The 21,499-nt window shown below is 38.8% G+C and carries 14 protein-coding genes and 5 tRNA genes; 17 read left to right on the top strand and 2 right to left on the bottom strand.

What is annotated here, in order from left to right; genetic code table 11:
- Positions 1–6: 6 nt before the first annotated feature.
- The 5 genes from LMC10_RS04910 to LMC10_RS04930 all read left to right on the top strand — a co-directional run bounded on the left by LMC10_RS04910 (position 7) and on the right by LMC10_RS04930 (position 529).
- A tRNA-Val gene (locus tag LMC10_RS04910) sits at positions 7–79 on the top strand.
- Positions 80–86: 7 nt separating this feature from the next.
- A tRNA-Leu gene (locus tag LMC10_RS04915) sits at positions 87–169 on the top strand.
- Between the two features lie 90 nt (positions 170–259).
- Positions 260–331 (top strand) — tRNA-Gly (locus LMC10_RS04920).
- Positions 332–336: 5 nt separating this feature from the next.
- Positions 337–410: transfer RNA gene (locus LMC10_RS04925), tRNA-Arg, on the top strand.
- A 45-nt stretch (positions 411–455) separates the two neighbouring features.
- Positions 456–529 (top strand) — tRNA-Pro (locus tag LMC10_RS04930).
- 277 nt (positions 530–806) lie between these two features.
- Here the strand turns inward: LMC10_RS04930 and LMC10_RS04935 are convergent.
- Positions 807–1,766, bottom strand: a complete 960-nt coding sequence (locus LMC10_RS04935) for an alpha/beta hydrolase (RefSeq protein ID WP_229269112.1) — start codon at positions 1,764–1,766, stop codon at positions 807–809.
- 291 nt (positions 1,767–2,057) lie between these two features.
- Between LMC10_RS04935 and adhP the strand changes: the two genes are divergently transcribed.
- The 7 genes from adhP (at position 2,058) to LMC10_RS04970 (ending at position 15,888) form a co-directional block, all read left to right on the top strand.
- Positions 2,058–3,086 (top strand): alcohol dehydrogenase AdhP, encoded by a 1,029-nt coding sequence (gene adhP, locus LMC10_RS04940; RefSeq protein ID WP_003674904.1) that lies wholly within the window; start codon positions 2,058–2,060, stop codon positions 3,084–3,086.
- A gap of 171 nt (positions 3,087–3,257) precedes the next feature.
- Positions 3,258–3,725 carry a CtsR family transcriptional regulator gene (locus LMC10_RS04945; RefSeq protein WP_013923834.1) on the top strand — a complete coding sequence of 156 codons (468 nt, stop codon included), beginning with the start codon at positions 3,258–3,260 and terminating at the stop codon, positions 3,723–3,725.
- 14 nt (positions 3,726–3,739) lie between these two features.
- Positions 3,740–6,232, top strand: coding sequence for an ATP-dependent Clp protease ATP-binding subunit (locus tag LMC10_RS04950; protein WP_229269113.1), 2,493 nt, complete (start codon positions 3,740–3,742; stop codon positions 6,230–6,232).
- A 284-nt stretch (positions 6,233–6,516) separates the two neighbouring features.
- A complete protein-coding gene (locus tag LMC10_RS04955) occupies positions 6,517–7,119 on the top strand; it encodes a TetR/AcrR family transcriptional regulator (protein WP_003664584.1) in 603 nt (200 codons plus the stop codon).
- A gap of 227 nt (positions 7,120–7,346) precedes the next feature.
- On the top strand, positions 7,347–10,964 hold the full coding sequence (rpoB, locus tag LMC10_RS04960; protein WP_003674901.1) for a DNA-directed RNA polymerase subunit beta: 3,618 nt from the start codon (positions 7,347–7,349) through the stop codon (positions 10,962–10,964).
- 43 nt (positions 10,965–11,007) lie between these two features.
- Positions 11,008–14,643 (top strand): DNA-directed RNA polymerase subunit beta', encoded by a 3,636-nt coding sequence (rpoC, locus tag LMC10_RS04965; protein ID WP_229269114.1) that lies wholly within the window; start codon positions 11,008–11,010, stop codon positions 14,641–14,643.
- 69 nt (positions 14,644–14,712) lie between these two features.
- Entirely contained in the window at positions 14,713–15,888 is a 1,176-nt protein-coding gene (locus LMC10_RS04970) for a DUF998 domain-containing protein (RefSeq protein ID WP_078009233.1), read from the top strand.
- 38 nt (positions 15,889–15,926) lie between these two features.
- Here the strand turns inward: LMC10_RS04970 and LMC10_RS04975 are convergent, their stop codons facing one another.
- Positions 15,927–16,601, bottom strand: coding sequence for a prepilin peptidase (locus LMC10_RS04975; RefSeq protein WP_229269115.1), 675 nt, complete (start codon positions 16,599–16,601; stop codon positions 15,927–15,929).
- 267 nt (positions 16,602–16,868) lie between these two features.
- On the opposite strand from LMC10_RS04975, the gene rpsL reads away from it, so the two are divergent.
- The 5 genes from rpsL to rplC all read left to right on the top strand — a co-directional run bounded on the left by rpsL (position 16,869) and on the right by rplC (position 21,488).
- Entirely contained in the window at positions 16,869–17,288 is a 420-nt protein-coding gene (rpsL, locus tag LMC10_RS04980; protein ID WP_003664576.1) for a 30S ribosomal protein S12, read from the top strand.
- Positions 17,289–17,308: 20 nt separating this feature from the next.
- Complete coding sequence (gene rpsG, locus LMC10_RS04985) at positions 17,309–17,779, top strand: 30S ribosomal protein S7 (RefSeq protein ID WP_003668788.1); 471 nt, start codon at positions 17,309–17,311, stop codon at positions 17,777–17,779.
- 138 nt (positions 17,780–17,917) lie between these two features.
- Positions 17,918–20,005 (top strand): elongation factor G, encoded by a 2,088-nt coding sequence (gene fusA / locus LMC10_RS04990; RefSeq protein WP_003674892.1) that lies wholly within the window; start codon positions 17,918–17,920, stop codon positions 20,003–20,005.
- A gap of 466 nt (positions 20,006–20,471) precedes the next feature.
- A complete protein-coding gene (gene rpsJ / locus LMC10_RS04995) occupies positions 20,472–20,780 on the top strand; it encodes a 30S ribosomal protein S10 (protein WP_003664569.1) in 309 nt (102 codons plus the stop codon).
- Between the two features lie 48 nt (positions 20,781–20,828).
- A complete protein-coding gene (gene rplC / locus LMC10_RS05000) occupies positions 20,829–21,488 on the top strand; it encodes a 50S ribosomal protein L3 (protein ID WP_003664567.1) in 660 nt (219 codons plus the stop codon).
- Positions 21,489–21,499: the final 11 nt, after the last annotated feature.

The following is a 21,499-nucleotide window of genomic DNA, read 5'->3' on the forward strand; positions in this document are numbered from 1 at the left end:
ATTTATGGAGGATTAGCTCAGTTGGGAGAGCATCTGCCTTACAAGCAGGGGGTCACAGGTTCGAGCCCTGTATCCTCCATTAATTTGCGGATGTGGCGGAATTGGCAGACGCGCAAGATTTAGGATCTTGTATCATTTTGATGTAAGGGTTCAAGTCCCTTCATCCGCATTTAATATTTTTTGAAAATTCTTGTTGACATTGATGAGATTTTCGTGTAATATTAATAATCGTTGATAGGGAATAACTTATCAGAGACATGCGGAAGTAGTTCAGTGGTAGAACATCACCTTGCCATGGTGGGGGTCGCGGGTTCGAATCCCGTCTTCCGCTTATATGCACCCATAGCGCAATTGGATAGAGTGTCTGACTACGAATCAGAAGGTTGAAGGTTCGACTCCTTCTGGGTGCACTAATTATAGTAAGCGTGACAGTTTAACTGTTACGCTTATTTTTTCGGAATTTAGCTCAGCTTGGTAGAGCGCTGCGTTCGGGACGCAGAGGTCGCAAGTTCAAATCTTGTAATTCCGACTATTGAGTAAGCCTATTGTAATAACCGTTAATAATGGTTGTTATAATAGGTTTTATTGTTTTTTATTTCTTATTGCTTTTCCTAATGTTTTGGTCGTTTTGTTGGTCGCTAAAATATTGATAGATTAGTGATTTAAGAAGAAAGTAGATCATTTTAAGTATAAATCCTTAAGTATCATATTAATGGTGAAAAATGTGTATCAAGATTAGACGTTTAAAAAGAAAACGCCAACCAGCGCTCCATATTTGAGGCGCTGGCTGGCATTTTGTCGTTTGATTATGCGTTGAAACTGTCTTTTATAAACTTTGCAATTTGATCTACTGGAATTTTTTCCATATTATCATAAAGATCAATATGCTCGCAGTTTTCTACGATCAATCTTTGCTTTGGTTGGTTAGCAAGGTAATAAGCTCTCTCAGAATAAGAACGAGAGTGAGCATTGTCTCCATAAATAAATAGGATTGGTCGTGGTGAAATTTCTTTAATATAGTCTAACGCAGAAAATTCAAGCATTGCTAAATTAGAAGTGGTTGTTGCAGTTCCACGTGCATTTGGATGGAAGCCACGTTTAAGAGCGTAAAAACGAAGCCACTCATTTGTTAATTCATCATGATTTGGTAAATCGTCAATACTATCATATGGTTCTTCTGGGAAGGAAGGATGATAGTCAGGCTGCCCATTTTCAAAATCGTCCCACCGTTGCTTTGATAATTGATCTTTAAGCTGGAATAATTGTTCAGGAGCAAGATTAGCCATTTCACGAATATCTGTCATATCATACATTGAAATTGTTACAACAGATTTAATTCGTGTATCAACAGCCGCAGCGCTAAGAGCAAAGCCTGCCCCTCCACTGATACCGATAACACTTATTTGTTCGCGATTGACATGCTTTGCTTTTGTACCCAGATAATCAACTGCGGCACTAAAAGATTCCGCATATAAGTCTGGAGAAGCAACATGACGAGGTTCGCCAGCTGATTCGCCCATGTATACTTGATCAAATGCAAGGGTAACAAAACCTAATTGAGCAAACGTATTTGCATAAATTGCTGCTGCCTGTTCCTTTGTGCTTCCATAAGGTGCCCCGATTACGATGGCTGGCAACAATTTGTCTTCTTCTAAATTCTTAGGGGTGTAGATATCAGCAGCAATTGCCGTTCCATAACGATTATTGTAACGAATATGTTGCCGCTCTACATTTTCACTTAGCTTGGTGATATATCCATAAGACATTATTATACTCACTCCTTTGTCTAATTGATTAAATTATAACATCCATATTAATAGGGAGCGTCTAAAATTGTAACAGTAAAGTTTTAGTGATAATTAGTAAGTGATTTACTATACAATATTAAAAGAATTAATTTGTCGGGCGTGATCATTGTTATATCAGTGTTTTAAATAAAAAATAAAATTATTAATTTCGTTAAATGTGCAAATTTTCACTTTAAATTTGTCTAGGAGTTGTGGTACTATAAGCATTGTAAAAAGTAATTTGTTTATTAATAAAGGAGATCTTACCTTATGAAAGCTGCTGTTATTAACGATCCAGTAGACGGTTTTGTTACTGTTAAAGATGTTCAACTTCGGGATTTAAAGCCCGGTGAAGCTTTAGTTGACATGGAATATTGTGGTCTTTGTCACACTGATTTACACGTTGCTGCTGGAGACTTTGGTAAGAAGCCAGGTCGTATTATCGGTCACGAAGGGGTTGGTCGTGTATCTAAGGTTGCCCCTGGGGTTACTTCATTAAAAGTTGGCGATCGTGTATCAATTGCATGGTTCTTCAAGGGCTGTGGACACTGTGAATATTGTTTAACTGGTCGTGAAACTCTTTGTCGGAACGTTCTTAATGCGGGTTACACTGCTGACGGTGCAATGGCTGAACAATGTATCGTACCAGCTGACTACGCTGTTAAGGTTCCAGAAGGTCTTGATCCTGTTGAAGCTACTTCATTAACTTGTGCTGGTGTTACGATGTACAAGGCATTGAAGGTTGCTGACATCAAGCCGGGTCAATGGGTATCAATCGTTGGTGCTGGTGGTTTAGGTAACTTGGGTATTCAATTTGCTCACAACGTATTTGGCGCTCATGTTATCGCTGTTGATGGTAATCCTGATAAGCTTGAGGCCGCTAAGAAGAATGGTGCTGAAATTTTAATTAACCGTCATGACGGTGATGTTGATAAGCAAATTCAAGAAAAGGTTGGCGGTGTTCACGCTGCTGTAGTAACAGCTGTTTCTGCCTCTGCATTCGACCAAGCAGTTGATTCACTTCGCCCAGATGGTAAGCTTGTTGCCGTTGCGCTTCCACAAGGTGACATGAAGCTTAACATTGCTAAGACTGTTCTTGATGGTATCATTGTTGCTGGTTCATTAGTTGGTACCCGTCAAGACTTAGCTGAATGTTTCCAATTTGGTGCAGAAGGTAAGGTTCACCCAATTGTTAAGACTCGTAAGTTAAGCGAAATTAATGATATGATCCAAGAACTTAAGGATAACAAGGTTGTTGGTCGGAATGTTGTTGATTTTGTTCACAACGATAACGACTAATTAAAAAAGTAGTTCATATTTAATTCTCTAAAAGACTAGTGTCGCTTGAATGCTTCGCTAGTCTTTATTATTTTCTTAAATGTGTAACTGAATGATCATACAAGTAGGCGCCGACTCTAAAAGTGTGTTAAAATAATGGTCAAGATTAGTCAAAAGAGCCGAGGTGATATAATGGAGAATAAAAGTATTTCAGATATTATCGAAGCATACTTAAAAGAAATACTTGGTGACTCAGCTCAGGTCGAAATTCGTCGTTCTGAGATTGCCAACCAGTTTGATGTGGTACCGTCACAAATTAATTATGTTATTAAAACGAGGTTTACCATCCAAAATGGTTATTTAGTAAAGAGTAAGCGTGGAGGCGGCGGATACATTCGAATCGAGCGAGTTAATTTACTTGATGACGTAAATGTGCTAAACTCACTTATTCAAGCAATTGGCGACTCGGTTCGTGAACGTGATGCTTTTGATATTGTTCGAACGTTATATGAAGAAGACGTGATTACGAGACGTGAAGGAGACCTAATGCTAGTTGCATTATCTAAACAAGCATTAGCAGTTAATGATAGTAAGATTGAAGATCAACTTCGCGCCCGTATATTAGTATCATTCTTGAATCGACTTCGCTATGAAAGTTAAAAGGGGGATTGTACATGGATAATATGTTCACGCCAAGTGCAAAGCATGTTCTAGCAATTGCACAAGAACAAGCAAAATACTTTAAACACCAAGCAGTAGGGACTGAACACCTTTTGCTTGCCCTCTCAATGGATAAAGATGGGATTGCTAACAAAATATTTGAACAATTTTCTATTACAAGCGATGATATTCGTGAAGAAATTGAACGCTTGATTGGCTATGGAACGCTAGAAAATCTGGGAGCTTCAGATTATCTTCCATATTCACCAAAAGCAAAGCAGGTATTATCATTAGCTGGTCGAGAAGCTCAACAAATGCATGCATTAAAAATCGGCACTGAACACTTATTACTAGCATTAATTGCAGATGAAAGTGTCCTATCTTCACGAATCTTGTATAGTTTAGATGTTGTTCCGCGGCAGATGAGAAAAGTAATTTTACGCCGGTTGGGGATTGCTGATAGTCAGCAACGCAATTCTAATCGTCAACCATCTCGTCGACGGACCCAGCAAACTGGTACACCAACATTAGATAAACTAGCTCGTGATATGACAGAACTTGCTCGAAATGGTCAGCTTGATCCTGTAATTGGTCGAAATAAGGAAGTTAAACGTGTGGAACAGATTCTTAGTCGTCGTACCAAGAACAACCCAGTTTTGATTGGAGAACCGGGAGTAGGGAAGACGGCGATTGCTGAAGGACTTGCTCAGCGGATGGTTGATGGTAAGGTTCCAGCTGAATTGGCTAATAAACGTTTGATGATGCTTGATATGGGATCATTAGTTGCGGGTACCAAGTATCGAGGAGAATTTGAAGATCGTCTTAAAAAAGTAATTGATGAAATTCAAAACGACGGGCATGTGATTCTTTTTATTGATGAACTCCATACCTTAATTGGTGCTGGTGGCGCTGAAGGTGCAATTGATGCCTCCAATATTTTGAAACCGGCCTTAGCGCGAGGTGAGTTGCAAACAATTGGTGCTACTACGCTTGATGAATATCAGAAATATATAGAATCGGATGCAGCACTTGAACGACGCTTTGCCACTGTTCAAGTTGATGAGCCGACTACTGACCAAACTCTACAAATCCTGCGAGGACTACGACCAAAGTATGAGGAGCACCATCATGCTAAGATTACTGATGAAGCGCTAGAAGAAGCAGTTAAATTGTCAGATCGTTATATTTCGGATCGGTTCTTGCCAGATAAAGCAATTGATCTTATTGATGAATCGGCAGCTATGGTTCGAATTGATGCTGAAGATAAGAAAAATCATCAGCCTTCACTAGAAAGTCAGTTAGAAGATTTGCGAACCCAAAAAGAAGAAGCAATTGATAATCAAGACTTTGATCGTGCAGCTACTCTTCGTCAACAGGAATTAGCACTAAAAGATAAGATTGAACGTAAAAAGCAACGCACGCAACAAAAAGATTCTCATAACTATAAATTGAAAGTAACTGGTGAAAACATTGCACAAGTTGTTGCTGAATGGACAGGAGTTCCTTTAACTCAATTGAAGAAGAGCGAAAGTGAACGATTGGTTAACTTGGAAAAGGTTCTGCATCAACGAGTAATTGGTCAAGATGAAGCAGTTACCGTAGTCGCTAAGGCAATTCGGCGTGCACGAAGCGGTCTTAAGGATCCTAGTCGGCCGATTGGTTCTTTTATGTTTTTAGGACCGACCGGGGTAGGAAAAACAGAACTTGCCAAGGCATTAGCTGCTGCAATGTTTGGCTCGGAAGATAATATGATCCGGATTGATATGTCCGAATATATGGAAAAATATAGTACTAGTCGCTTGATTGGTGCCGCTCCAGGATATGTCGGTTATGACGAAGGGGGCCAACTAACTGAAAAAGTACGGCAACATCCATATTCAGTTGTCTTATTAGATGAAGCTGAAAAGGCACATCCAGATGTATTTAATTTATTACTTCAAGTTTTAGATGATGGTTACTTAACTGATGCAAAAGGTCGACGCGTTGATTTTAGAAATACCATTATTATTATGACTTCTAACCTTGGAGCAACTCAGCTTCAGGATGAAAAAGAAGTTGGTTTTGGGGCAAAAGATATGTCACAAGACTATAATGCGATGGCAGCGGCGATTAAGCAACAAATGAGGTTATACTTCCGCCCAGAATTTCTTAATCGGATTGATGAAACGATTATCTTCCATTCATTACAAAAGAAAGAACTTCATCAAATTGTTAAACTCATGGTTAATGATTTAAATAAACGGGTAAGTGAGCAAGGGATTAACTTGAAAGTTACGCCTGCTGCAATTGATGTAATTGCAAAGCTTGGTTACAATCCTGCTTATGGGGCTCGTCCGCTTCGTCGAGCTTTACAAGATCATGTTGAAGATGATTTGAGTACTGGACTACTTAGTGGTGAAATCAATGTTGGAGATGACGTAACAGTAGGTGCGCATCAAGGTAAAATTACTTTTAAAGTAAAAAAGCCAGATGAAGATAAAGCTGTTGAATTAAAATTGAATAGATAAAAAGAACGGTAAATTATTCTGAAAATGCAGAGTAATTTACCGTTTTGTGTTCTAGCTTCGTTAAATTTAAAATACATAAAATAAATATTTGAATATTATATGATATAAAAACACTATAATTGTAACTTTTGTTCTCTAATGATAATAGAAGAAAAAGCTACCAAATTGCATTCATTTATCACATTTGATGATTATTTTTCTAAAACGGTTGTCAAAAGATAAGTTATAGTCTTATAATGTGTTTATCAGATAATTAATGATTAAAAATAGGGGATGAACAATAAATGAAGCGAGCGGAACAATTAGAAAAGACAAGACAAGCAATCTTAAAAACCGCTACAAAGTTATTTTTACAAAAGGGGTTTGGTGAAACTTCAACACGGGATATTGCCAAACAGATTGGAATTACGCAACCAGCTTTATACCACCACTTCAGCGATAAAGAGGTTTTATATCTGGATGTAATGACAAATTTATGTGGAAAAGTTCGCCAAGATATTAATAAAGTAATGCGTAAACATGATTTGTCACCGAATGAACAATTATGGCAAATCACCAAGGCATTAAAAAAACATCATCCATTAAGTATTTATGACCAATACAATCAGGCAATGCGCCTATTATCGAAGAGTGCACAGCAAAAGCTTAATATGATTTTTACAATGGATTATCTAGAACCGATTGCAGCGTTTTTCCGTCAACCAGATGTAGGGTTACGTCCTGATATTCTTCCTAAAGAAGCTGCTGAATTATTTATTGCAGGACTAACTCCAATTTTTGGCACTTCGCAATTAATTGGTGGTCATTCAATTACACCAGAACAACGTGACCAATTAATCCTAGACTGCATTATTAATGGTTTATCAAATTGGGGCGGAAAAAATTAAAAAATATAAAAATAATTGTTGACAAAATTTAATAGAGCTTGTATACTTAAATAGTATGTAATTGTGAGTTCATTTGAACCTGGTGATCTATTGTCCATCAGATTCTGCATAAAAGCCAAAGACAGTCGTTGAACTGTTTTTGGATTTTTTTTGCCCAAAAGTCGTATTTTGGGCAAATTGTAATCAAATTGTAACATTTAAATGAACTCGCGGAATAAATTAGAGAGGTGAACAGTTTGGCTGGACATTTAGTTAAATACGGTAAACACCGTACCCGTCGTAGCTACTCGCGAATTAAAGAAGTTCTCGAATTGCCAAACCTTATTGAAATCCAAACCGATTCTTACAATTGGTTCATGGAAAAAGGTTTGCGGGAAATGTTTGATGATATTATGCCAATTGATGATTTTCAAGGAAAACTTTCTTTGGAATTCGTTGACTATCAACTTTTAGAACCTAAGTATACTGTTGACGAAGCTCGTGAACACGATGCTAATTACTCAGCACCACTTCATGTTACTTTACGGTTAACTAACCATGAAACTGGTGAGATTAAGTCTCAAGATGTATTCTTTGGTGACTTCCCATTAATGACTGACCAAGGTACATTCATTATTAATGGTGCCGAACGAGTTATTGTTTCACAATTAGTTCGTTCACCAGGTGTCTACTATAGTGAAGAAAATGATAAAAATGGTCGGCCAAACTACGGTGCTACCTTTATTCCAAACCGTGGTGCATGGTTAGAATACGAAACTGATGCTAAGAATGTTTCATATGTTCGAATCGATCGGACCCGTAAGTTGCCAATGACTGAATTGATTCGTGCATTGGGCTTTGGCTCTGACGATGAAATTATTGACATGTTCGGTGGCGATAGTGAGACATTATCATTAACCTTGGATAAAGATGTTCACAAGAACGCTGAAGATTCTCGGGTTGAAGAAGCCTTAAAGGACATTTATGAACGGCTTCGTCCTGGTGAGCCAAAGACTGCTGATTCAGCACGGAGCTTATTAACAGCTCGTTTCTTTGATCCAAAACGTTATGATATGGCACCAGTTGGTCGTTATAAGACAAATAAGAAGTTAATGCTTAAGTACCGTTTACTTGGACAAACTTTAGCTGAAACTTTAGCTGATCCTGATACTGGTGAAGTATTAGCACAAAAAGGTGATACGGTAACTAAGGAATTGCTTAATAAGCTTGAACCTTACTTAGACCGTGATGACTTTAAGACTATTACTTACACTCCATCAGATGAAGCGGTTGTAACTGAACCAGTTAAGTTACAAAAGATTTTAGTATATTCTAAGACTGATCCTGATCGAGTTGTACCTATTATTGGTAACGGTCATATCCCATTAGAATATAAGCACATTGAACCAGCTGATATTCTTGCTTCCTTAAACTACTTCTTTAACTTACAAGAAGGTATTGGTAGTACAGACGATATCGACCACTTAGGTAACCGTCGTATTCGTTCAGTTGGTGAATTACTTCAAAACCAATTCCGGATTGGTCTTGCACGGATGGAACGGGTTGTTCGTGAACGGATGTCAATTCAAGATCCTGACACTGTTACCCCACAGCAATTAATTAATATTCGTCCAGTGGTTGCTTCTATTAAAGAATTCTTTGGTTCATCCCAACTTTCCCAGTTCATGGACCAAACTAACCCATTAGGTGAATTAACTCATAAGCGTCGTCTTTCAGCTCTTGGTCCTGGTGGTTTAACTCGTGACCGGGCTGGATATGAAGTGCGGGACGTTCACTATACTCACTATGGCCGGATGTGCCCTATTGAAACACCAGAAGGTCCTAACATTGGTCTTATTAACAGTCTTTCATCTTACGCACGGGTAAATAAATATGGATTCATCGAAACTCCATACCGTCGTGTTTCATGGAAGGATCACAAGGTAACTGATAAGATTGATTACTTAACTGCTGACGAAGAAGATAACTTCATCATTGCTCAGGCTAACACGCCATTAAATGATGATGGTTCATTTGTTGACGATCAAGTAATGGCTCGTGATAAAGATGACTACATCGAAACCAGTGTTGAAAACATTGACTACATGGATGTTTCTCCTAAGCAAGTTGTTTCTGTTGCCTCTGCATGTATCCCATTCCTTGAAAACGATGACTCCAACCGTGCATTGATGGGTGCTAACATGCAACGGCAGGCTGTTCCTTTGATCAATCCTCATGCTCCATTGGTAAGTACTGGTATTGACTACAAGGCTGCCCATGACTCTGGGGTTGCAATGATTGCTAAGAAGCCAGGAACGGTTGAATATGTAGATGCTCGTGAAGTACGGGTTCGTGAAGAAGATGGAACACTTGATACTTACAAGTTAATGAAGTTCCGTCGTTCAAACGGTGGTAAGAACTACAACCAACGCCCAATTGTTAAGGTTGGCGAACATGTTGATGCTGACGACGTATTAGCTGATGGTCCATCAATGGAACAAGGTGAATTAGCTCTTGGACAAAATCCATTAATTGCCTTCATGACTTGGCAAGGATATAACTTCGAAGATGCCATCGCCATTAATGAACGATTAGTTAAAGACGATGTTTATACTTCTATTCACATCGAATCATACGAATCTGAAGCACGTGAAACCAAGCTTGGACCTGAAGAAATGACGCGGGAAATTCCAAACGTTGGTGACGATGCTTTGAAAGATCTTGATGAAAACGGGATCGTTCGTGTTGGTGCCGAAGTTCATGATGGAGATATTTTAGTAGGTAAGGTTACTCCAAAGGGAATGACTGAATTATCTGCCGAAGAACGTCTTCTTCACGCTATCTTTGGTGAAAAGTCACGTGAAGTTCGTGATACTTCATTACGTGTTCCTCATGGTGGTGGCGGAATCATCCAAGATGTTAAAGTCTTCACTCGTGAAAATGGGGATGAATTATCACCAGGTGTAAATACAATGGTTCGTGTTTACATTGCACAAAAGCGGAAGATCCAAGTTGGGGATAAGATGTCTGGACGTCATGGTAACAAGGGTACTGTTTCTATCGTTGTACCAGAAGAAGATATGCCATACATGCCAGATGGAACTCCGATTGATATTATGCTTAGTCCAATGGGTGTGCCAAGTCGTATGAACATTGGTCAGCTTCTTGAATTGCACCTAGGAATGGCTGCTCGTCGTCTTGGAATTCATATGGCTACTCCAGTATTCGATGGTGCATCTGATAAAGATGTTTGGGATGCTGTTCGTGAATCTGGATTCCCAGAAGACGGTAAGACAATTCTTTATGACGGTCGTACCGGTGAACCATTTGAAAACCGGATTGCTGTTGGTTCAATGCACTATCTTAAGTTAGCTCACATGGTTGATGATAAAATTCACGCTCGTTCAACTGGTCCTTACTCACTTGTTACTCAACAGCCATTAGGTGGTAAGGCACAATTTGGTGGACAGCGTTTCGGTGAAATGGAAGTTTGGGCTCTTGAAGCTTATGGTGCTGCTTACACTCTTCAAGAAATCCTTACTTACAAGTCAGATGATACTGTTGGTCGTGTTCGGACTTATGATGCAATCATCAATGGTCAACCAATTCCTAAGCCAGGTGTTCCAGAATCATTCCGTGTTCTTGTTAAGGAATTACAAGCATTAGGTCTTGATATGAAGGTTCTTGATGGTAACAACAAGGAAATTCAGTTAAAGAACATGGACGAAGATGATGATGAAGTTGTAAATGTTGATGCATTAGCTAAATATGCAGAAGAACATAAAACAGACGATAAGAAGAACGAAGAAGAAAACAAGTCTGAAGCAACTTCAACAACTACCGATGACAAAACTAATCAAAATTAATATTTAGGTTGCTACGGTTTACTGAAAGAAGGAGGAACATCCTTTGATTGATGTCAATAAATTTGAAAGTATGCAGATCGGTCTGGCATCTCCAGATAAGATCCGTAGTTGGTCATATGGGGAAGTTAAAAAGCCCGAGACTATTAACTACCGGACATTAAAGCCAGAAAAGCAAGGTCTGTTTGACGAACGAATCTTTGGCCCAACCAAGGATTACGAATGTGCGTGTGGAAAGTACAAGCGTATCCGTTACAAAGGTCGTGTTTGTGACCGTTGTGGTGTTGAGGTTACTAGTGCAAAAGTTCGTCGTGAACGGATGGGGCATATTGAATTAGCTGCTCCTGTATCTCACATTTGGTACTTTAAAGGAATTCCAAGTCGAATGGGACTTGTATTAGATATGAGTCCACGTTCACTTGAAGAAGTTATTTACTTTGCTTCATATGTTGTTCTTGACCCAGGTGATACTCCACTTGAAAAGAAACAACTTTTAACTGAAGCTGAATATCGTGATAAAAAAGCAGAATATGGTGACCGTTTCAAAGCTGAAATGGGAGCTGCTGCTATTCAAAAACTTTTAGCTGATGTTGACTTAGAAAAGGAAGCTGCTGAATTAAAAGAAGAATTGAAAGAAGCTACTGGTCAAAAACGGACTCGTGCTATTCGTCGTCTTGATATTCTTGAAGCTTTCATTAAGTCAGGAAACAAGCCTGAATGGATGGTTATGGATGTAATTCCAGTTATGCCACCTGACTTGCGGCCAATGGTTCAACTTGAAGGGGGACGTTTTGCTACCTCCGATTTGAACGATTTATATCGGCGGGTTATTAACCGTAATAACCGGTTAAAGCGACTTCTTAAATTACAAGCACCTGGAATTATTGTTCAAAATGAAAAACGGATGCTACAAGAAGCGGTTGATGCATTAATTGATAATGGTCGCCGCGGACGTCCAGTAGCTGGACCAGGTAACCGTCCATTGAAGTCACTTTCTCACTTGCTTAAGGGTAAGCAAGGACGTTTCCGTCAAAACTTACTTGGTAAGCGTGTTGACTACTCTGGTCGTTCCGTTATTGATGTTGGTCCATCATTGAAGTTGAACCAAATGGGATTACCAGTTCCAATGGCACTTGAATTATTTAAGCCATTTATTATGCATGAATTGGTAAAACGTGGCCTTTCCGCTAATGTTAAAGCTGCTAAGCGTAAGATTGATCGCAGTGATGATGATGTCTTTGATGTATTGGAAGACGTTATTAAGGAACACCCAGTTCTATTGAACCGGGCACCTACTCTTCACCGGTTAGGTATCCAAGCATTTGAACCAATCTTGGTTTCTGGTAAGTCAATGCGTCTTCACCCATTAGTATGTTCAGCATATAACGCTGACTTTGATGGGGACCAGATGGCTATTCACGTTCCATTATCTGATGAAGCTCAAGCGGAAGCACGTTTGTTAATGCTTGCTGCTCACCATATTCTTAGTCCTCGTGACGGAGAACCTATTGTTTCACCATCACAGGATATGGTTATTGGTAACTACTACATGACTACTGAAGATAAGGGTCGTGAAGGTGAAGGAATGATCTTCAAGGATACTGATGAAGCTGAACTTGCTTACCGCAATGACTATGTTTCATTACAAACCCGTGTTGGAGTTCAAGTATCTGCATTCCCTGAAAAGCCATTTACTGATGAACAACGAGACAAGATCATGGTGACAACTGTTGGTAAGCTTCTTTTCAACCGAATTATGCCAAAAGATTTTGCTTACATTAACGAACCAACAGATGCAAATATTCAAAATGGTGTTGATGATCGTTTCTTCCTTGAACCTGGTCAAGATATTCATGAATACCTTGAAAATGCACCATTAGTTCCACCATTTAAGAAGGGCTTCTTATCTGACTTGATCGCTGAAGTATACAAGCGTTACAAAGTTACGAAGACTTCTCAATTCTTGGACCGTATTAAGGACTTAGGTTACTACGAATCAACTATTTCTGGTTTAACGACTGCTATGTCTGATATTCATGATTTACCAGAAAAACCAGAAATTCTTGATAAGGCACAAAAGCAAGTTGCTTTAATTACTAAGCAATTCCGTCGTGGTTTAATTACAGACGATGAACGTTATGAACGAGTAATCGGTGCATGGAACGATGCTAAGGATGAAGTTCAAAACAAGTTAATTGAACACATGGATATCCATAACCCAATTAACATGATGTCCGACTCTGGTGCGCGGGGTAACATTTCAAACTTTACTCAGTTAGCCGGAATGCGTGGATTGATGGCATCCCCAAACGGTAAGATTATGGAATTACCTGTTAAGTCAAACTTCTATGAAGGACTTTCAGTGTTGGAAATGTTTATTTCATCACACGGTGCTCGTAAAGGTATGACTGATACAGCCTTGAAGACTGCCAACTCAGGTTACTTAACTCGTCGTCTGGTTGATGTTGCGCAAGATGTGGTTGTTCGTGAAAAAGACTGTGGTACTGATCGTGGACTTGAAGTTACTGCTATTACAAACGGTAACGAAATGATTGAACCGCTTTATGATCGAATCATGGGCCGTTACACGATGAAGTCTGTCTTTGATCCTAAGACTGGTGAAAAGATTGTTGGTAAGAATGTCCTTATCGACGAAGAAATGGCTCAAAAGATCGTTGATGCCGGCGTAAAGAAAGTAACTATTCGTTCAGCATTTACTTGCAACACTGAACATGGTGTATGTGAACGTTGTTATGGACGAAACGCAGCTACTGGTGACCGTGTAGAAGCTGGTGAAGCTGTCGGAACTGTTGCCGCTCAATCAATTGGTGAACCAGGTACTCAGTTAACCCTTCGTAACTTCCACACTGGTGGGGTTGCTGGTAACGATGATATTACTCAAGGTCTTCCACGTATCCAAGAAATTGTTGAAGCACGTAATCCTAAAGGTCGAGCAACAATTACAGAGGTTACTGGTGAAGTTGTGTCTATCGAAGAAAATCCGGCTGAACGGACGAAGGATATTACGATTAAGGGTGAAACTGATACCCGAACTTACACCCTTCCAATTACAGCCCGGATGAAAGTTGCTGAAGGTGATTTCATTCATCGTGGAGCACCACTGAATGAAGGTTCGATTGATCCTAAGGAATTAATCCAGGTTCGTGATGTTCTTTCTACTGAAACCTACCTCTTGTCGCAAGTTCAAGGTGTTTACCGGATGCAGGGTATTGACTTGTTAGATAAACACGTTGAAATTATGATTCGTCAAATGATGCGGAAAGTTCGTGTCATGGATCCAGGTGATACTGATCTTCTACCGGGTCAATTAATGGATATCAGTCAATTCCGTGACGCTAACAAGGATACCTTAGTTGCTGGTAATATTCCTGCAACAGCTCGTCCTGTTATTCTTGGTATTACTAAGGCTGCCTTAGAGACAAACAGTTTCTTGTCCGCTGCTTCATTCCAAGAAACTACACGTGTATTAACTGATGCTGCTATTCGTGGTAAGAACGATCCGTTGGTTGGATTGAAAGAAAATGTTATTATTGGTAAGATTATTCCTGCAGGTACTGGTATGAGTGCTTACCGGAACATCAAGCCAAAAGAAGTTAGTGTAGCTGCTTACTCAATTAAAGATATTGAGGCTAAGTTAAAAGAAGAAGATAAGCAAAACTAATTTATAAAAAAGGCAATGGTTAACCTGTGAAGGGGCCATTGCCTTTTTAGTTTAAAATGAGGTGATTACTTGGCAAAAAAATATCAGATAGAAATTCCTGAGTCAGCATTTAAAAAGACAGACTTCTCTACGAACGAAGAGCTCTCTCTTAGTGTTAATCATAAACAAATTAACATCCGTCCAATAAATGTGAGTGATCAACTACCTAAAATTAACATTTTCTGGTATGTGATTCCTTCAATTATTTTAGCTGCAATATTTTTAGCTTTTTTTAGCGCTAGAAAAATTAACACGGTCCCGATAACAGGTGATGATTATTCCATTGCTAATGGTGCATTAATCTTAGGAGTATGTAGTGGAATCCTATCGTTTTTGATAACTTTTATTATTACTAAAATTCTCGGAAAAGGGCCTAGCAAGGATTTTCATTGGCGGAGTTTGCCAACAATTACGATTGCATGTGGACTAATCATTGCATTCTCACTATCGGCAATTTTTTGGCTATTTGGCCAGATGTTTAAGGATGCACGGTTTGATATTTATACAGCAACTGCTTTTGTATTTGTAATTATTGCGGCAATAAATTATATTATGATTAACTTGGCTTTAACATTATCATCGGGAGTTATCACCAATTTATTAACAATAATGATCATTGGTGGAATGCTTTTTTCAATGCTGACGAATTCTAAACGAGATTGGTGGCGTTATAATTTTAGTTTTTTAGGAACGGCAAAAAATTCCACCAGTCTGCAATTTAATATAACTTTGATTTTTACTGGATTACTAATGATTGCTTTAGTTGATTACTTGTTTGTAAATATTCAACGTCGGTATCACGGTTATAAAATTCAAGTATTGCGGTGGCTGTTAATTATGCTAGCTATCTGTATTGCTTCTATTGGTCTTTTTCCCAATAATCCAGAATTTCACGTTTTACATGACAGAATTTCAATGTGGCTTGTTTATATTATGCTAATTCTGATTGTAGTTATTAGGTGGGTTCTACCCGAAGTCACTAAACAATTTTTGGTGATTTCTTATACGATTGGAGCCGCAATGAGTATCGAATATATTGTTTTTAAGTTAACTGATTATCTTTCTTTAACTGCATTCGAATTATTTGAATTTGGCTTAGCTTTTTCTTGGTTGCTCTTATTACTACAAAATATTGAAAACCTCGCTCAATTTGGGCAAAACTTATTTGTAGTAAAACTCAAACCAGTAAAAGATGATACTAATTAAATATTGTAAAAGACTAGGGTAGCCTGGTCTTTTATTTTTTAACAGCCTTGTATAAGAAGACACAGAATAGTAGTGAAAGCTAGTGCGGGGATAAATGGTAGTTTGTTTTTTCTTGTAAACAAAAAGATGTATAGCATGATTAAAGAACTCCATTGGATAATTATGAGTGTTTGGTACCATCCCCATATCAGACATATTACAAATAAAAATTCAATATCACCAATTCCTAGTGTCTTAGTAAAAATAGTGAACAATAGTAAACTGACTGCTAGAATACAGGCAAAAATCAAATTGTAAAAATAATTTTGTGGAATGGATAATAAGGAAATAGGAAATAGTCCCAATAGTGAATAGGAATAGATTACATGACTAAAAAAATCAGTAGAAGTTAAGAAGATTAAGCTAGTGAGAAAGAGAAGAATGATTAAGTCATGAATAGGTTCATAGCTGATGAAAGTGATAAAAGCAATCCCAGATAAGAATTCAATTACAGGCAGATATAAACTAATTTTTTGCTTACAATAAAAGCATTGACCGCGAAGGATGATAAAACTAAAAATAGGGATGAGATGCCACCATCGCAAAATAGAATGGCAATTGTCACAATATGACCGCTGAGGAATGATTAAAGAGTAATTATTGCCTAGACGATAGCAACAAGAAGTAATAAATGAAGCGACAGAAGCACCAAATAAAAATAATAAAACTAACATGAAACCCCTCCTAATAAATAAATACGTAATTTTTAATGAAATTCACTTTTAAATTAACGATTTAAAAGAAATCAATAAGGATACGTTGACATTCATTTGTGAGCATGATAGTCTATTTAAGGTGCTTTTTTAGCAACGGAGTGTCTGTCGTTGGGCAGATGCGTCAACGAAGGCACAAAAATTGTATAAATACATACAGGACTTTTTTTATCCATAAAAAAGAACCGCCTGGATGTGTGGACTTAAATTAAGGAAGGGGAAAAAATAATGCCAACCATTAACCAATTGGTACGTAAAGGCCGTAAGAGCCACAAGGGCAAGTCAAAGTCACCAGCTCTTGGTTATGTTTACAACACTTTCAAGAAAGAAGAAATTAAGACTCCATCACCACAAAAGCGTGGAGTTGCTACTCGTGTGGGTACTATGACTCCTAAGAAGCCTAACTCAGCTTTACGGAAGTACGCCCGTGTACGTCTTTCAAACTTAATCGAAGTTACTGCTTACATTCCTGGTATTGGACACAACCTCCAAGAACACTCAGTTGTTTTAATTCGTGGTGGTCGTGTTAAGGATTTACCTGGGGTTCGTTACCACATCATCCGTGGTACTCTTGATACTGCTGGTGTTGAAGGCCGTATGCAATCACGTTCTAAGTACGGTGCTAAGAAGCCTAAGGATAAGAAGTAATTTTAAGGAGGAGTTAAGTAATGCCACGTAAAGGACATGTACAAAAGCGTGAAATTTTACCAGATCCAATGTACAACTCAAAGTTGGTTACTAGCTTAATTGATCACTTAATGATTGATGGTAAGCGTGGAACTGCTACTAAGATTTTATACGCTGCTTTTGATGAAATTAAGAACGAAACTGGTAATGATCCAGTTGAAGTATTCCAACAAGCAATGGAAAATGTTATGCCTGTCTTGGAAGTTAAGGCTCGTCGTGTTGGTGGTTCTAACTACCAAGTTCCGATTGAAGTTCGTCCAGACCGTCGTACTACATTAGGTCTTCGTTGGATTGTTCAATACGCACGTTTGCGCGGTGAACATACAATGGTTGAACGTCTTGCACGTGAAATCATCGATGCTTCAAACAATACTGGTGCTTCAGTTAAAAAGCGTGAAGATACGCACCGTATGGCAGAAGCCAACCGTGCATTCGCACACTACCGCTGGTAATAATCACTGTCATTTGATTCTGGTTATTTAACTAGTTTCAGTGAAGGGGTGACGTTCAAACATCGATTACGTCACCCCTTTTTGAAAAGAATGGTAAAATAAGTATAACCATATTTCGGAAGGAGATACTCTTTTAAGATGGCTAATAAACGTGAATACCCACTTGCTAAAACTCGTAACATCGGTATCATGGCACACATCGATGCTGGTAAGACGACTGCAACTGAGCGGATTCTTTACTATACTGGTAAAATCCACAAGATTGGTGAAACCCATGATGGTGCTTCACAAATGGACTGGATGGATGAAGAAAAGGAACGTGGTATCACTATTACTTCTGCAGCTACAACTGCTGTTTGGAATGACCACCGTATCAACATTATTGATACTCCAGGACACGTGGACTTCACTGTCGAAGTTGAACGTTCACTCCGGGTTCTTGATGGTGCCGTAACCGTTCTTGATGCACAAGCTGGTGTTGAACCACAAACTGAAACTGTTTGGCGTCAAGCTGACGATTTCGATGTTCCTCGTATTGTTTTTGCTAACAAGATGGACAAGGTTGGGGCTAACTTTGATTATTCTGTTCAAACTATTAAAGATCGTTTGAACGTTACTCCTCTTCCTATTCAAATGCCAATTGGTGCTGAAGATGACTTTATCGGTTTAGTTGACCTTGTTAAGATGGTTGCTTATGTTTATGATGAAGATAAGCTCGGTACTAACTGGGATACTGTTGAGATTCCTGATGATATGAAGGAAGAAGCTCAAAAGCGTCATGACGAAATGGTTGAAACATTAGCTGATATTGATGATAACTTAATGGAAAAGTACCTTGAAGGTGAAGAAATTTCTGTTGATGAAATCAAAGCAGCTATTCGTAAGGGTACTTTGGAAGAAAAGATCTTCCCTGTATTGGCTGGTTCAGCTTACAAAGATAAAGGTATCCAAATGATGCTCGATGCTGTTATCGATTACTTACCATCACCACTTGATGTTAAGCCTTTCGTTGCACATGATGCTGAAGGAAATGAAGTTGAATTAACTGCTGGAGACAATAAGCCTTTCGCTGCTTTGGCATTTAAGATTGCTACGGACCCATTTGTTGGTCGTTTAACATTCTTACGTGTTTACACAGGTTCACTCCAATCAGGTTCATACGTTCTTAATGCTACTAAGGACAAGCGTGAACGTGTTGGTCGTTTGCTTCAAATGCACTCTAACCAACAACAAGAAATTCCAGAAGTGTTCTCTGGTGATATTGCTGCCGCTATTGGTTTAAAGAATACTACTACCGGTGATTCTTTAACTGATCCTGACAATCCACTTCAACTTGAATCAATGGACTTCCCAGAACCAGTTATTCAAGTTTCTGTTGAACCTAAGTCTAAGGCTGACCAAGACAAGATGGATAAAGGACTTCAAAAGCTTGCTGAAGAAGATCCAACCTTCAAAGCTGAAACTAACCCTGAAACTGGTGAAACATTAATCGCTGGTATGGGTGAATTACACTTAGATATCATTGTTGAACGTCTTCGTCGGGAATTCCATGCTGAAGTTACTGTTGGTAAGCCACAAGTTTCCTACCGTGAAGCATTTACCAAGCAAGCAAGTGCTCAAGGTAAGTTCGTTCGTCAATCTGGTGGTAAAGGTCAATATGGTGATGTATGGATCGAATTTACACCACTTAAAGAAGGGGAAGGATTCGAATTTGAAGATGCCATTGTTGGTGGTGTTGTTCCTCGTGAATTTATCCCTGCTGTTGAACAAGGATTGAAGGAAGCTATGCAAAATGGTGTTCTTGCAGGTTACCCACTTGTTGACATGCATGCTAAGCTTTATGATGGTAGTTACCACGAAGTCGACTCTAGTGAAGCTGCCTTTAAGGTTGCTGCATCATTAGCACTTAAGAATGCTGCTAAGAAAGCTGATCCTGTTATCCTTGAACCAATTATGAAGGTTGACATTGTTGTACCACAAGACAACATGGGTGATGTTATGGGTCAAGTAACAGCTCGTCGTGGTACCATTGATGGTATGGAAGAACGTGGTAATGCTCAATTAATCCACTCATTTGTTCCACTTTCTGAAATGTTTGGATACGCTACTGCATTGCGTTCAGCTACTCAAGGTCGTGGTACCTTCACTATGACTTTCGATCACTACTCAGCTGTTCCTAAGTCTGTTCAAGAAGATATTATTAAGAAAAACGGTGGCAATAACTAATTATTGACATTGTGATCTCAAGTCCATCAAAAAGCTACAGTTTGATTACTGTAGCTTTTTTGTTTAGTGAGTATTTACAATCTAAGTGCAACAGATTAAAAAAATAAACCCATAGCGGGTAGAATGTGTTTAACGAGTTTCGGCAAAAGAAATAAACAATTTTTAGTACATCAGAAAAATTAATGGTATTTTAGTATCGCTAATTTTTAACTAACTTAGGAAGAAAATTTTACAAAAATATTTCAATTGAAAATATTCTAAAATTTCCCTTGATCTAATTACATTTCTTTAGTATTATGGATAGGTGCTTGAGCTTTGGAGGTAGATTTGCCTTACCCCCTATTGAGTGAAAGCTGCGAAGCGTTGATGCGGAAGGTTGCGACACACCCGGCCGCTTTGCCACAGGATGTGGCGGTAATTTCCGCGGAGCTAGTCAAATTTTAAATCTGACGAAGGAGGGAACATAATGGCAAAACAAAAGATTCGTATTCGGTTAAAGGCTTATGAACACCGTATTTTAGATCAATCTGCTGATAAGATTGTTGAAACCGCTAAGCGGACAGGTGCTCAAATTTCAGGTCCTATTCCGTTACCAACTGAACGGACTATCTACACTGTTATCCGTTCACCACACAAATTTAAGAAGTCACGGGAGCAATTCGAAATGCGCACACACAAGCGTTTAATCGATATTGTTGACCCAACACCTAAGACCGTTGATTCATTAATGAAGCTCGATCTTCCTAGTGGTGTTGATATTGAAATTAAGCTTTAATTGTTAGAATAAGAATAATACATAAAACATAAAATTGGAGGTGTACTCATGACCAAAGGAATCTTAGGTAAAAAGGTTGGAATGACTCAAGTATTCACTGACAATGGTGAATTAGTTCCAGTTACTGTTATCGATGTTACACCAAACGTTGTAATGCAAATTAAGACCGTTGAAAACGATGGTTACAGTGCTGTACAACTTGGTTTTGATGACAAGCGGGAAGTTTTGAGCAACAAACCTGAACAAGGTCATGCAGCAAAAGCAAACACGACCCCTAAGCGCTTCATCGGTGAAATCCGCGACGCTGAATTAGGGGACATTAAAGTCGGAGACGAAGTTAAGGCTGACGTTTTCGCAGAAGGTGAAACTGTCGACGTTACGGGTACTACCAAGGGTCATGGTTACCAAGGTAACATCCATAAGGATAACCAATCTCGTGGACCTATGGCACACGGTTCTCGTTACCACCGTCGTCCTGGTTCATTGGGTGCCATTATCAACCGGGTTTTCAAGGGCATGAAGCTCCCTGGTCGTATGGGTGGCAAGACTGTTACCATGCAACACTTACAAGTTGTTAAGGTTGATCTTGACAACAACGTATTACTCATCAAGGGTAATGTTCCTGGTGCAAACAAGTCTTACGTAACTATTAAGAACTCAGTTAAGGCTAATACTAAGAAGAGTCTTAGCAAACAACACAATAAATAATAAGAAAGGAG

The organism is Limosilactobacillus reuteri subsp. simiae, from assembly GCF_020784875.1.
GTDB lineage: Bacteria > Bacillota > Bacilli > Lactobacillales > Lactobacillaceae > Limosilactobacillus > Limosilactobacillus reuteri_H.